The sequence below is a fragment of the Bacteroides sp. AF32-8BH genome, from assembly GCF_003435205.1.
Classification (GTDB): Bacteria; Bacteroidota; Bacteroidia; order Bacteroidales; family Bacteroidaceae; genus Bacteroides; species Bacteroides ovatus.
Window position 1 is genome coordinate 13251 of the sequence record NZ_QVLZ01000035.1, and the last position, 13217, is coordinate 26467.

The 13217-nt window shown below is 43.3% G+C and carries 14 protein-coding genes; 4 read left to right on the plus strand and 10 right to left on the minus strand.

Going from position 1 to position 13217, the window contains the following annotated elements; all coding sequences use genetic code 11:
* Positions 1 to 54: 54 nt before the first annotated feature.
* The gene (locus tag DWZ47_RS21490) at positions 55 to 894 is read right to left on the minus strand and encodes a helix-turn-helix domain-containing protein (RefSeq protein WP_004300415.1); all 840 of its coding nucleotides are present in this window, start codon (positions 892 to 894) and stop codon (positions 55 to 57) included.
* 66 nt (positions 895 to 960) lie between these two features.
* Here DWZ47_RS21490 and lipB point away from each other — a divergent pair, with 66 nt between their 5' ends.
* The gene (gene lipB / locus DWZ47_RS21495) at positions 961 to 1644 is read left to right on the plus strand and encodes a lipoyl(octanoyl) transferase LipB (RefSeq protein ID WP_117514629.1); all 684 of its coding nucleotides are present in this window, start codon (positions 961 to 963) and stop codon (positions 1642 to 1644) included.
* Here lipB and DWZ47_RS21500 read toward each other — a convergent pair.
* The 7 genes from DWZ47_RS21500 to DWZ47_RS21530 all read right to left on the minus strand — a co-directional run bounded on the left by DWZ47_RS21500 (position 1601) and on the right by DWZ47_RS21530 (position 9358).
* Positions 1601 to 2518 (minus strand): PorV/PorQ family protein, encoded by a 918-nt coding sequence (locus tag DWZ47_RS21500; RefSeq protein ID WP_117514631.1) that lies wholly within the window; start codon positions 2516 to 2518, stop codon positions 1601 to 1603. The genes lipB and DWZ47_RS21500 overlap by 44 nt on opposite strands.
* 2 nt (positions 2519 to 2520) lie before the next feature.
* Positions 2521 to 4077 (minus strand): N-acetylmuramoyl-L-alanine amidase-like domain-containing protein, encoded by a 1557-nt coding sequence (locus DWZ47_RS21505; RefSeq protein WP_117514633.1) that lies wholly within the window; start codon positions 4075 to 4077, stop codon positions 2521 to 2523.
* Positions 4078 to 4083: 6 nt separating this feature from the next.
* Positions 4084 to 6072, minus strand: a complete 1989-nt coding sequence (locus DWZ47_RS21510) for an OPT family oligopeptide transporter (protein ID WP_117514634.1) — start codon at positions 6070 to 6072, stop codon at positions 4084 to 4086.
* Between the two features lie 105 nt (positions 6073 to 6177).
* Complete coding sequence (locus DWZ47_RS21515) at positions 6178 to 6573, minus strand: DUF1573 domain-containing protein (protein WP_004300420.1); 396 nt, start codon at positions 6571 to 6573, stop codon at positions 6178 to 6180.
* 97 nt (positions 6574 to 6670) lie between these two features.
* Positions 6671 to 7294, minus strand: a complete 624-nt coding sequence (locus tag DWZ47_RS21520; protein ID WP_004315891.1) for a DUF4923 family protein — start codon at positions 7292 to 7294, stop codon at positions 6671 to 6673.
* Positions 7284 to 7889 carry a ribosome biogenesis GTP-binding protein YihA/YsxC gene (gene yihA / locus DWZ47_RS21525; protein WP_009041141.1) on the minus strand — a complete coding sequence of 202 codons (606 nt, stop codon included), beginning with the start codon at positions 7887 to 7889 and terminating at the stop codon, positions 7284 to 7286. The genes DWZ47_RS21520 and yihA overlap by 11 nt, the downstream gene beginning before the upstream one ends.
* A gap of 11 nt (positions 7890 to 7900) precedes the next feature.
* Positions 7901 to 9358 (minus strand): sodium:solute symporter, encoded by a 1458-nt coding sequence (locus DWZ47_RS21530; protein WP_009041140.1) that lies wholly within the window; start codon positions 9356 to 9358, stop codon positions 7901 to 7903.
* A gap of 91 nt (positions 9359 to 9449) precedes the next feature.
* Between DWZ47_RS21530 and recR the strand changes: the two genes are divergently transcribed.
* From recR to DWZ47_RS21545, 3 genes are read left to right on the plus strand one after another with little or no spacing between them, the layout of a single operon-like run.
* The gene (recR, locus tag DWZ47_RS21535) at positions 9450 to 10067 is read left to right on the plus strand and encodes a recombination mediator RecR (protein WP_004306273.1); all 618 of its coding nucleotides are present in this window, start codon (positions 9450 to 9452) and stop codon (positions 10065 to 10067) included.
* 26 nt (positions 10068 to 10093) lie between these two features.
* Entirely contained in the window at positions 10094 to 10552 is a 459-nt protein-coding gene (locus tag DWZ47_RS21540; protein ID WP_004306271.1) for a hypothetical protein, read from the plus strand.
* On the plus strand, positions 10549 to 11085 hold the full coding sequence (locus tag DWZ47_RS21545) for a GNAT family N-acetyltransferase (RefSeq protein WP_004306269.1): 537 nt from the start codon (positions 10549 to 10551) through the stop codon (positions 11083 to 11085). The genes DWZ47_RS21540 and DWZ47_RS21545 overlap by 4 nt, the downstream gene beginning before the upstream one ends.
* Before the next feature lie 4 nt (positions 11086 to 11089).
* Here the strand turns inward: DWZ47_RS21545 and DWZ47_RS21550 are convergent, their stop codons facing one another.
* Both DWZ47_RS21550 and DWZ47_RS21555 read right to left on the minus strand, forming a co-directional pair.
* Positions 11090 to 11680 (minus strand): YqgE/AlgH family protein, encoded by a 591-nt coding sequence (locus tag DWZ47_RS21550; RefSeq protein ID WP_004300427.1) that lies wholly within the window; start codon positions 11678 to 11680, stop codon positions 11090 to 11092.
* A gap of 94 nt (positions 11681 to 11774) precedes the next feature.
* Positions 11775 to 13091, minus strand: a complete 1317-nt coding sequence (locus DWZ47_RS21555; RefSeq protein ID WP_117514636.1) for a pyridoxal phosphate-dependent aminotransferase — start codon at positions 13089 to 13091, stop codon at positions 11775 to 11777.
* Between the last annotated feature and the right edge of the window lie 126 nt (positions 13092 to 13217).

Below are 13217 nucleotides of genomic sequence, written 5' to 3' on the forward strand. Positions count from 1 at the left end.
CCGTTCATTGTTTTGCAACTCACCATTTATATTTTCTATCGTTCTTCGTGAAAATTATCTGTTTCTAAAGTCCAATGGTGTCATTCCTACATATCGTCTGAAATACTTGCCAAAGAAAGAGGCGCTGGGGAAGTTTAGAGAATATGCTATCTCTTGGATAGTCATATTGGTACCTTTCAGTTTGGCTTTAGCATCCATGATAACGATATAAGCAATGGTATCTAAAACACTTTTACCTGTCACTTGTCTCACAGTCGTGCTTAGATGTTGAAGAGATATACCTAATTTATCTGCGTAGAACTGTGCACGACGTTCATTTTTATAATTCTCGGTGATGGCTTGAATCAGTTCCCGGCAGATTTCCTTTTTGCGGTTCGAACTGCTGTTTTCGCCCGGAAATTTATGATATATCAGTCGTATGCTTGTCAGGATAGTCTGAAGAGACAATTCGACCAATTCAGAATCCATTTCGAAGTTCTCATTGCAACTGGCCCGTGATAATAGAGCAAAATAGTCTTTCAGATAACTGGCTACTTCTTCATTAAGAGGAACTACCGGCTGTTCTATCAGTTTGGGATATGCGTTACCAATATTCTTCATGAGATTGATCCGTCCGGCACAATGAGCAGAGAAGCCGGCAAAGCAAAGGCATACTTTTTCTGTTCTCTCCCGAAACTGAATGATTGTTCCCGGTAATAATGTTATTAAGTCATTGGGGTGAATTTCGTAATCAAGCAGATTGATGGAGGCTTTCATCGAACCTTCGGTACAGATGGCAACAATACATGCTTGCAACCGACAAGATTGCTTGTAAATATTGAGAATGTCTTCTGTTACATTCGTCCATGCTAATACTTCGGTAGGCAAGTCTACCTGTGGAAAGTCCATTTTCATAGTTGTGTGTGTTATATTAGGCCAACAAATGTACGCATTTTCTTTTTATTTCTTACCTTTGTTTTTATGAAAACATTTTTTATTGATTGGAATTTGATACCATACGCCGAAGCATGGCAACGGCAGACAGAATGGTTTGATAATATTGTCCGGGCAAAAGTTCAGGGCGAGAGTTATGAAAACCGTATTGTGATGTGCGAACATCCCCATGTTTATACATTAGGACGTAGCGGGAAAGAAAATAATATGCTGTTGAGTGATGAACAACTGAAAGCAATTGATGCCACCCTTTATCATATTGATCGGGGAGGGGACATTACTTATCATGGTCCGGGACAATTGGTATGTTATCCGATATTAAACCTGGAAGAATTTCGGTTAGGATTGAAAGAGTACGTTCATCTGTTGGAAGAAGCGGTGATTCGGGTATGTGCTTCTTATGGCATTGAAGCCGGACGTTTGGAGAAAGCGACAGGAGTCTGGTTGGAAGGTGATACGCCTCGTGCGCGTAAGATTTGTGCTATCGGAGTGAGAAGCAGTCATTATGTCACGATGCATGGACTGGCTCTGAATGTGAATACCGATTTACGTTATTTCAGTTATATCCACCCTTGCGGATTTATAGATAAAGGCGTCACTTCTCTTCGTCAGGAATTAAAGCATGATGTGCCGATGGACGAAGTGAAGCAACGCCTCGAAGAGGAGCTTAGAAAACTATTCCAACTCCCAGTTGCCAGGTGCGGCGCATAAAGCAATCTTTATCAGCCAAGGCGTATGAGAAATCTGCACGTATCGGCCAGAAGTTTATTCCGCAGCCTAGAGTGCCGTAGTTGCCCACTCCTTTGTCTTTGTCTCCGAAATGATATCCCGCACGGACAACACCATATTTCAGGAAATTATATTCAGCTCCTATGCCAGCCTGGAGATGACGGATTTCAGAGGGGAGCAGATAGTTGAAGTCGAGAGCCACTTGCAAACGGTTTTCTATGCTGAATGGCAGGTCGATTGTACCTCCCAATCCTAATCTGGCGGGTAACTTTTGTCCGTCCAGCTTTTTACCTAAGTTGGCAGCTTGGAAACCAATGCTCCAGGAAGCCATTTCGTCCAATAGAGCCATATTGCGATAGTAGGTCGCGCCGAAGTCCAGACAAACGCTATTCTTGCTGTCTGCGTTTTCCGCGGCTTTGGCTTGCAGGTATCTGAACGTTAATGAAAGAGACAGATTTTTGGCTACATTTCTGAAATAAGCAGCTTCTAAATCCCAGATATGAGGACGGTAATCGAATACCTTAGGATCTTTGAAATGCCGGAAACCTACAGCAAATCCATGTATGCCTTCCCTTCCGATCCGGTAGAAAAGAGAGGCGCTATGTAGCGCATAATCTTGGTTGATCTTAGCGTATGAATAACTCGCACCCATCACTTCTTGTGAGAAAGCGATGGTAGAAGCATTATGAAAAATAGCTGTACTACCGTTATCGGTGGTAGCTAATCCTGTACCTGCCATACCTGCCGATTGGGCGTCCGGAGTAAGTTCCAGAAAATAGGCGCTTGCCATTTCTTGTGCTCCCAGCAAAGTGGGGAATAAGCACGAGGCGAGAAGGAAATGTTTTACTCGTTTCATAATCAGTTATTTTTAGAGTGAGACATCCGGACAACACGTATGCCTGTCCATGATTTATTGTTGTTTAGCATGTGATTGAGAGGTTCGTCGCTGACAACTACTTTTCCCAATGTAGAAGAAGCGTGCAGCAGGTGCAGTTTTCCCTCTTTATATTCTGCTATTCCCACATGAGCAATGTCCAGTCCGGGCATCTTCGTTGTAATAGCAATAATGTCTCCATTCATGATCCAGGGCAATCCGGCTTCCGGCAGTTCGCTTTTCGGCAACCAATGTACGACTTTTCCGGAGATTGCTTTTTCATATTCGGCCATTTGTCGTACATTTTCCGGCGAATCAGCCAATTTTTTATATTGCTTGGGATGGGTAGACATATACGAAAGAGAGATTTTCTGGGTATGCGCACTGTTTTTGGCAGTAATATCGGTGAGGAATCCGTGGCGGATTCCGTTCTCTATCCATTCGGAAGTATAATGCAACCGGGAAGGATAACCGTTGATGATGCCGTCCCGATAACGTATTTTTTGCAGATTGTCGGCAAAGGAAGAGCCGAGTGCCTGTGCCAACGTGTATTCTACGAAAGTGAGGCAATCTACGGCATCAGTCCGGATCACTAATGATTCTTCTCCGTCTTGATCTAATGTGTTAGCCACGTATTTAGTTCCCAAGTAAGATTTTCCGATTCGTAACATGGGTTCGGGATTTTCCGGGAATACAACGCCGTCGCGCAACCATTTCTCCAATTCCTGTGTCCATTGTTGCTTATATTTAAAATGATCCTGAAATCCCCAGCCATGTCCTCCGGTAGGATAAACATGGAGAGTTGCCGGAACCTTGTTTTTCTGTAAAGCAAGGTAATAGTTTACTCCGTGGTAAGGTGCTACGGAAGGGTCGTCGGAGGTAAGAGCGATAAATGCTTGTGGAGTATCGGGCGTTACTTGCAATTCGGCGGAAAACTTCTGTATTTGTTCCATTGTTGAATTTTTGCCGAGCAATGCAGTTCTTGTATTTCCCCGGGTGACTTGCATCATCGTAACTACCGGATAAAGTAATATCTGAAAGTCCGGACGTGTTTCCGAATTGTAGTGAGTGGCGAGTGTAGCAGTTAAATGCCCTCCCGCAGAGGCTCCCATTAATCCTACCTTGTAAGGATTAACATTCCATTCTTTGGCATGTTGGCGTACCATGCGAATGGCTTGTTCGGCGTCTGATACGGGGACTTCCCAATGTCCGTTCGGCATCCGGTATTTTAATACTATATAGGTAATACCTTGTCCGCAGAACCAGGGGGCCATATCATACCCCTCTCCATCCATGCCCAGTCCACGATACCCGCCTCCGGGACACATGATAATAGCCATTCCATTCGGCTTTTCCGGGTGGTAGACCGTCAGGGTGGGATGCGTGACATTCGTGACAAAATGAGGACGCGTTTCCTGCTCCTCTCCGGTTAGTCCACTGGAGTTGGGAGCACCGTCGGGCCACAAAGGTAGCTCGACGGGCTGCTGCGCAAATGATATGGCAGTTACAAGTGATACTATAATGGATAATAGTCTCCTCATAATGATTTATTTAACTTTCATTGAAGCCTTTATAAAGTAAAGAATCAGTAAGGCATACGCTCCTAATGCCAACACTTCTGACCAAGTATTGTTCAACCATGCCTCATTAACCAGATTGATTCCACCAAAGCGCATCGCGGCACTGATTACTCCCATCAATGCACCTCCGGCAATGAAACCGGATGCCAGTAAAGTTCCTTTTTCACCTCTTTCCGTATTCAGAGATACATCTTTGCTACGTGTTGTAACAAACCAATTCACTGCTCCACCCACTACCAATGGCACATTCAGTTCCAATGGAATAAACATACCCAATGCGAAAGCTAATGCAGGAATTTTACAAAGAGTCAGAATAATAGCTAAGACAGCCCCAATGCCATATAACAACCAGGGTGCACCTACACCGCTCATCAGCGGTTCGATAACGGCTGCCATCGCATTTGCTTGCGGAGCAGCCAGTGCGCCACTTGTAAATCCGTATGTCTTATTCAGGATAATCATTACACCGCCTACTGTTGCAGCCGATACGATTGTTCCCAAGAACTTCCATGTTTCCTGTTTGGCAGGCGTACTTCCGAGCCAGTAACCAATCTTCAAGTCGGTGATAAAACCTCCTGCCATCGACAGTGCGGTACATACTACACCACCCATTACCAATGCGGCAACCATGCCCGAAGGACCTTTCAGTCCGACAGCTACCATCACTACGGAAGCCAAAATCAGTGTCATCAATGTCATTCCCGAAACCGGATTAGTACCAACAATCGCAATGGCATTAGCTGCTACTGTGGTGAACAGGAAAGAGATGCCGGCAACCAAAACAATGGCTACCAATGTATGCAACAGATTCCCTTGCATGACATCGAGATAGAAGAATAATACGATTAAGATCAGTGTGATGATAGAACCGATAGCGATAATCTTCATGGAAAGATCCCGTTGGGTACGGATAATGCTTTTCTCTACATTCCCTTTACCGCCCATCTCTTTGGCTGCCAGTCCGACAGCGCTCTTGATGATGCTCCAGGAACGGATAATACCGATCACACCTGCCATAGCGATACCGCCGATACCGATGCTCTTGGCATAATATTTGAATATTTCTTCCGGACTCATCATACCTACGGTAGAGGTAATTTCCGGATTCCATGCATTCAGTACACTGTCACCCCAGATAGCAGACATTCCCGGAATGATAATCCACCACACAGCCAGTGAACCGGCACAAATGATGGAAGCATATTTCAGTCCGACGATATATCCCAAACCAAGTACAGCGGCACCAGTGTTTACCTTGAATACTAATTTCGCCTTTTCTGCCAGCATTTCTCCGGCACTGCAAACACGGGTGGTAAAGTTCTCGTTCCACCATCCGAATGTCGCTACGATGAAGTCATATAATCCACCGATCATACCTGCCATCAATAACGGTTTGGCCTGGCTGCCACCTTTTTCGCCGGAGATCAACACCTGTGTAGTGGCTGTTGCTTCCGGGAAAGGATATTTTCCATGCATGTCGCTGACGAAGTATTTACGGAAAGGGATCAGGAATAGAATACCCAATACGCCACCCAATAAAGAGCTGATGAATACCTGCATGAAGGTAACCGTCATCTCGGGATATTTAGCTTGGAGAATATAAAGAGCGGGGAGGGTGAAGATCGCTCCGGCAACGATTACTCCGGAACAAGCTCCGATAGACTGGATAATCACATTTTCGCCCAACGCATTTTTTCTTTTGGCAGCTCCGGAAACTCCTACGGCAATGATCGCAATTGGAATAGCTGCTTCAAATACCTGTCCGACCTTCAACCCCAGATAGGCAGCGGCGGCTGAAAAAAGGATTGCCATGGCAATACCCCATGCTACTGACCAGATATTAACTTCCGGATAATTTTTAGAGGGACCCATCAACGGGTTGTACACTTCCCCAGGTTTCAACTCTCTGAACGCATTCTCGGGTAACCCGGTGAATTTGTCTTCTTCTTGTTTCATAGTTTTTATAATTTGCTAATGTGTTAATTTACATTTCCGTCCTCAAAGTAAACAAAAAAAAAGGAGAACCGAAAGATTCTCCTTTATGTAATAGTCTATTTTTTCCTACTTTGCATCTTTTGCTGTCATATCGCCTTCGATATACAATCTTACCATCTCTGTTTTGGCGTTGGTACGCAAGGTGATTGATTTTTTGAAATGTCCCGGATATTTGCCTGTTCCGTTATAAGTCACCTTGATTGTTCCCTTTTTGCCCGGCATGATGGGTTCCTTTGTATATTCGGGTACTGTACATCCGCAAGAGGCTACAGCCTGATGGATCACCAGCGGGGCATCGCCGATATTAGTAAAGGTAAATGTGCAACTGACAACCGGGCTGTTTTCAGAAAACTTACCGAAATCGTGAGTTGTTTTGTCAAACTTGATATCTGCATTTGTTTGTGCAAATGCAAAGCTTACGCCCATTACTAACAGGGTCATTAAAAAAAGTATCTTTTTCATTTTTCCTTCTCTTTTTGATTACAAACGACAAAGATAATGCTTTTCCCCTAAAATATACTTTATGGAGTGCGAAATAGTATTAAACGATTCTCTTTTGCTATTTTGAGAGCTGGAATCCGAGCATCATTCCATCGTAATTTTCGGCCAGTGAACTAACTGTTTTCAGTGCGGTACTGCTACTTTTGCTACCGATGAAAGCCATTAATTTCAACAGTTTGTCCGAGTTGAACAGTAACTCCAGTGAGCTGGAACTGCAATTTACTTTAGCGTGCAGATTCAGAAGTTTCAAATACTTCAAATCAACTTGTTTGGTTGAAGCATTGTAGGAGTAAGTGCCTTTCAATGTTTTCTTGCCCACCGTGCTGGTGAAAGTACTGTCGGCATTGAAAGTGAAACTCATCTGGCCATCTTTAATACCTATTTTGCTTAATTGTTCGTTCAGCTTGTTTTCAGCCATAGTGGCTGCGGCAGCTCCGCCTGCTTTCATTAGTAAGTTATCCGATTCGAACTCTACCGCCGAACCTTTGTAGCTCCATGTTCCGGTCATGTCGATAGATTCGGTGGTTCCGGTGATGGCATTTACTACTTTTGAAATGTTGTCCTTATTTAATAAGTCGGACCATGATTGCGCCTGGCTGTTAGTTGCCGTTAGCATAAATACTGCCAAAAAGGCAATAGATAAAAAACTCTTTTTCATTTTCATTCTTCTTTCATTTAACATTGAGATCCTTGTTTATGTTTTCTATGTAGTTGAGTATATCCATACGTCCTGTGCGGTCTTCCGAGGAAGATACGAAGTGAGGAGGGAGCTCTTCCCATTGTTTGCCCAACTCACGTAAATAGGCATTGATATTCATTTTTAAACGTCCACCTTTTAGCTTGTCGGCTTTGGTAAAGATGATAGAGAAGGGGATACCGTTCTCGCCCAGCCATTCCATAAACTCGAGGTCTATTTTTTGAGGTTCCAGCCGGCTGTCTATCAGGACAAAGAGGTTGGTCATTTGCTCCCGTTCCAAGATATAATCTTCGATTATGGTGCGTATCTGGTTTTTCCCTTTTTGTCCGCGTCGGGCATAGCCATATCCCGGAAGGTCGACGAGATACCAATTCTTATTGATAAGGAAGTGGTTGATTAACATCGTTTTTCCCGGAGTAGAAGAGGTCATGGCCAGACCTTTACGGCTGGTCAACATATTGATAAGACTCGATTTTCCCACATTCGAACGGCCTATAAAGGCATATTCCGGGAAAATACCGGCCGGGCATTTCTTCACGTCCGTATTGCTAATCACAAATTCAGCACTTGTTATTTCCATTTTCTTGTCATTTATTTCTTTGTAACATCGTTTTTCCCTTTTTTAGACATGCAGATTAACCCCGCAAAGGTAAGCGTTCCATTTAACATTAGCAATTCATAACCGAATTTATATCCGGTTTCTTTTCCAATCCACCAGTCGGCAAGATAGCAGAGCAGGGGTGAAAGGATGGCTATGAGAGGAACCCACCGGTCGTTCGTTTGCCTGCGTGTAAAAAGTCCGAAAGCAAACATTCCGAGCAGGGGGCCGTATGTGTAGGAGGCGATGATATATATGGCGTCAATAACGCTCTTATTATTGAGTATTTCTACCAGGCAGATGAAGAATGCCAATAAGACTGATAACGATAAATGCACTTTGCCTCTTTTGCGACGTGCCGTTTCTTCTGTGTCTTTTTCCGTATTCAGCAGGTCTATGCATACACTGGTTGTCATGGCTGTCAGGGCGGAATCCGAGTTGCTGAAAGCTGCTGCGATAATGCCGATTGTAAAAAGTACCAATACGGATTGTCCCAGATAACCTTGGGCTGCAAACATGGGCAGTATATCATCATTCATGGCTGGCAGTTCGAGTTGCATCTGTCCCGCTAGCGCTATCAATAGAATTCCCAGGCATAAAAAAAGGAAATTTAGCGGAATGAATGAGAAACCGTAGCAGTACATGTTTTTTTGTGCTTCCCGGAGGTTCCGGCAAGAAAGATTCTTTTGCATCATATCCTGATCCAGTCCGGTCATTACGATGACGATGAAGATACCGCTGAAAAACTGTTTGAAGAAGTTTTGCCGGGATATCCAGTCGTCAAATACAAAAATACGGCTGTGTTCGCTGTTTTGGATTGTTTGCACAATGCCGCTGAAGTTAAGGTCTAATCTTTGGATTGTAAAATAGATGATAAAAATCAGAGCGGCAATCAGGCAAAATGTTTGTAAGGTATCTGTCCACACGATGGTCTTTATTCCGCTTTTATGGGTATATATCCATACCAATGCAACCGAACCGACAGCAATCAGCCAAAAGGGGACGTGCATTTCCTGAAATACATACGTATGGAGAATGAGGCATACCAGATAAAGTTTGGCTGCGGTTCCCAACATGCGTGACAGCAGAAAGAAAAAGGAACCGGTGCGATAGGCGCGCACTCCGATGCGGGTGCCGAGGTATCCGTAGATACTTGTCAGATTCAATTTATAATATAAAGGAAGTAAGATATGGGCTACGGCCATGTATCCGAAGAAAAATCCGAGTACCGTTTGCATATACGTCATATCCATTCCGCGCACCATTCCCGGTACAGAGACGAAAGTGACTCCGGAGATGGAGGCGCCAATCATTCCAAAAGAGACTATGTACCAAGGTGATTGGTTCTCTCCCTTGAAGAACGCTGCATTTGATCCTCCCTTACGTCCGGTGATACGGGCTATTAGTAATAATACCGCGAAGTAGCAAAGAATAGTGACAAGTATCATCATAACAGATGCAAAGGTAGCAATTTTTGTAGGTATTAAAAACAATAATCTGTATCTTTGCAAGGTTTTATCGATAGAACAGCAAATATTATCTATGAACCAACAATATCCTTCTATACTGCTTGAAAAGGCAGTCGGCGAATTTTCCAAACTTCCGGGTATCGGGCGTAAGACGGCTATGAGGCTTGTTCTGCATCTGCTCCGTCAGGATACGGCTACGGTGGAAGCTTTCGGAAATTCTATCATAACATTGAAACGTGAGGTGAAATACTGCAAAGTGTGTCATAATATATCCGATACTGAAACTTGCCAGATTTGTGCTAATCCGCAACGGGATGCTTCCACTGTCTGTGTGGTGGAAAATATCCGTGATGTAATGGCGGTGGAAGCAACCCAGCAGTATCGCGGGCTTTATCACGTTTTGGGAGGAGTCATTTCTCCAATGGACGGAGTCGGACCGAGTGACCTTCAAATTGAAAGCCTGGTGCAGCGGGTGGCTGAAGGTGGAATCAAAGAAGTTATTTTGGCGTTGAGCACCACGATGGAGGGGGATACTACCAACTTCTACATCTATCGCAAGCTGGATAAACTAGGGGTTAAACTAAGTGTGATAGCCCGTGGCATATCGGTTGGTGATGAACTTGAATATGCCGATGAAGTGACTTTAGGACGCAGCATTGTGAACCGGACGCTTTTTACCGGAACTGTATAATCATTATTAATTATTTAAGAACGAACATGGAAGAACAGATAAAACGAGCTGTCAGAAATTTGAATATCAGTTATGTTTTCTTTTGGGTGCTCCCGGCATTTTTGCTTGGGGCAGGAGAGTTTGAACTCTTTCCCGTAGGAGGTTTGGTAGATAACGCACCGGCTATCTACTATTTTGAGACGGTCGGCATTTTGCTTACTGCTTTGTGTGTGCCTCTTTCCCTCAAATTATTTAGCTTGGTGCTTAAGAAAAAGATAGATCACATGACTATCACACTTGCCTTGAAGCGATATGTGCAATGGAACATTGTTCGCTTGGGAGTGCTTGAAGTAGCTATTGTGGTGAACCTTTTGTGTTACTACCTGACGTTGAGCAGTACGGGTAACCTCTGTATGCTGATTGGCCTCACGGCGTCACTTTTCTGCCTGCCCAGTGAGAAGAGATTGCGTAACGAACTTCACATTGCAAAAGAAGAAAAGCTATGAGACAGTCCTTCTTGATGAACGATCGTATTTATCTTCGTGCGGTAGAACCGGAAGATATGGATATAATGTATGAGATGGAAAATGATCCTTCGATGTGGGACATCAGTAACTTTACAGTTCCATACTCCCGTTACGTATTGCGCCAATATATTGAAGGTTCGCAGTGTGATGTGTTTGCGGATAAGCAATTACGTTTGATGATGGTACGTAAATCCGACCAGTGTATCCTTGGTACGATTGATATTACGGATTTCGTTCCCCTTCATTCGCGGGGAGAAGTAGGAATTGCCGTGCATAAGGATTATCGGCAGCAAGGGTATGCCACCGACGCATTGAAGCTGCTTTGTGAATATGCTTTTGATTTTCTGTCTTTAAGTCAGCTTTATGCACATGTCACGACAGATAATGACGTTTGTGTAAAGCTGTTCACGTCTTGTGGCTTCGTTCAATGCGGATTATTGAAAAACTGGCTGCAAGTGGAGGGCTGCTACAAAGATGCATTGCTCCTCCAATGTTTGAATCCTAAGAAATAAAATATTAGTTGAGAGTAGGCACTTGCGGGAAGCGTGACCACGTTTCGTACTTGCTGCCTAGCTTCTCTAAAGCAGTCCGCCACATATCCTTGATATTGTTTTTCATCAGATATGATTTTTCTTCTTCAGACACAAGCCATGTGTTTTCTCTGATTTCGTTATTTAGCTGTTCGCTGTCCCATCCGGAATATCCCAGGAAGAAACGGATACATTCGCTGATTTTATTTCCTTGTAATATATATTTCTTTATTTCATCAAAATCTCCATTCAGATAAAGTCCTTTGCTGATAGAGATAGAGCCGGGGATGTCTGATAGTGTATGGAGGTAAAATAAAGTATCAGTGGCAATCGGTCCACCTTTGTATAGAGGAATCTCGTCCAGATATTTAAATTCCATGATGATATCGTTCAGGAATAATGGCAGTTGTTTGTTGATAACCAATCCCATGCTTCCTTCGTCCGTATGATCGACCAGTAAAATTACGGATCTGCCAAACGTTGCGTCACGCAGAAAAGGTTCAGATATTAAAATCCTTCCTCTTGATGGTAACACATTATTCGATTGAATCTTAAATATGTCAGAGTCGATATTCATGCCACTAAAGTAAGAAAAAAAACGGAATAACAATCGTTATTTCCGTTTTTTTTCATTTAAAGAATGGCTTTTATGAATATCTTATGTCAAATAATCAGGCTATCGGATGATTTTCTGCAAATAGTTTCATTCTTTCATCCAGTTGCGCATACTGATGGTCTTTAATAAAAGAGGTACACGCGCGCAATCCTTCCTGATGGCTTCCTGTTGTAACTAATGAGATCGCACTGACTCCGTAGTACATCAATTCTTTCGCCAGTTCGCCGCTGGTCATTCCCGGATAACCGATGGTGAAATAAAATCCGTCTGCAATCGGCTCGCCCAGATCGTTGTCATATACCAGATGAAAACCGTGACGGAGGAAGATTTCTTTTAATTTCTGTGCTCTTTCACCGTATATTTTCACTTCGTTGAGGAAATTATATTGTCCTTCGTTGGCAGCTTTCAGCATGGCGGCCATGGCGAACTGTGCAGAATGACTCGTTCCTGATGAAAGTGCATAAAGTACGCGATGAATGAAAACAGTTCCAAAAGTACCGCCGCCATATCGTTTGGTCAGTCCCGGATAGCTTCGGTGGTATAATTTATCAGAGATACAGCTTACGCCAATACGCTGTCCGGCGTAGCTAAATGCTTTCGAACCGGAAATCAGCAATACGTAATTATCTGTATAATGGGCAACTGATGGCTGGAAAGGAGGTTGGTATGGTTTGCTTAAATCCTGCCGGAAATCCATCGCGAAATAAGCCAAGTCTTCCAAAACGATCACATCATACTGTGTAGCCAATTCACCGATAATCCGCAATTCTTCCTCTTTCAGGCAAATCCAACTGGGGTTATTGGGATTCGAATAAATGATAGCTGATATATTTCCTTTTTTCAGATAGCTTTCCAGTTTCTCTTTCAGTTTGTCTCCGCGGTAGTCATATACATCAAACGTTTCGAACTTTTGTCCCATTACTACCAACTGCTGTTTCTGTACCGGGAATCCGGGATCGATGAATAAAATCGTATCTTTCTTTTCGTCGCATTGGCTGCAAGTAAGGAATGAAGCGAATGTGCCTTGCATAGAGCCGGTGACAGGTACACAGCCCTCCGGATTTAAATCTACATTAATAAATGCTTTGATAAAATTGGACGCTTCTTTTTTCAGTTCCGGCAATCCATTGATATCAGGATATAGGCTGGCAATACCATTTTGTAATGCTTCAATTTCCGCTTTCACACCTACTGCGGAAGGAGGAAGTCCCGGAACGCCCATTTCCATTTTGATAAATTCAACTCCCGATGCAGCTTCTGCTTTTGAAGCAATAGCTTTCACTTCACGAATGGTAGCTTTGGAAAAATCGACAATTTGAAACTCATTTATAGTTTCATCAATCAGATGTCGTTCAATTGGTGTATTTTTCATTCTATTTTCTATTTTATTAGTAGCTGCAAATGTACACGATAATTCTTAATAAACCCACTTTTTCAGAAAAAAGATACTGAAGCTATTGCAGGTTTCAAAAAAATATCTACCTTTGCATCCGCAATC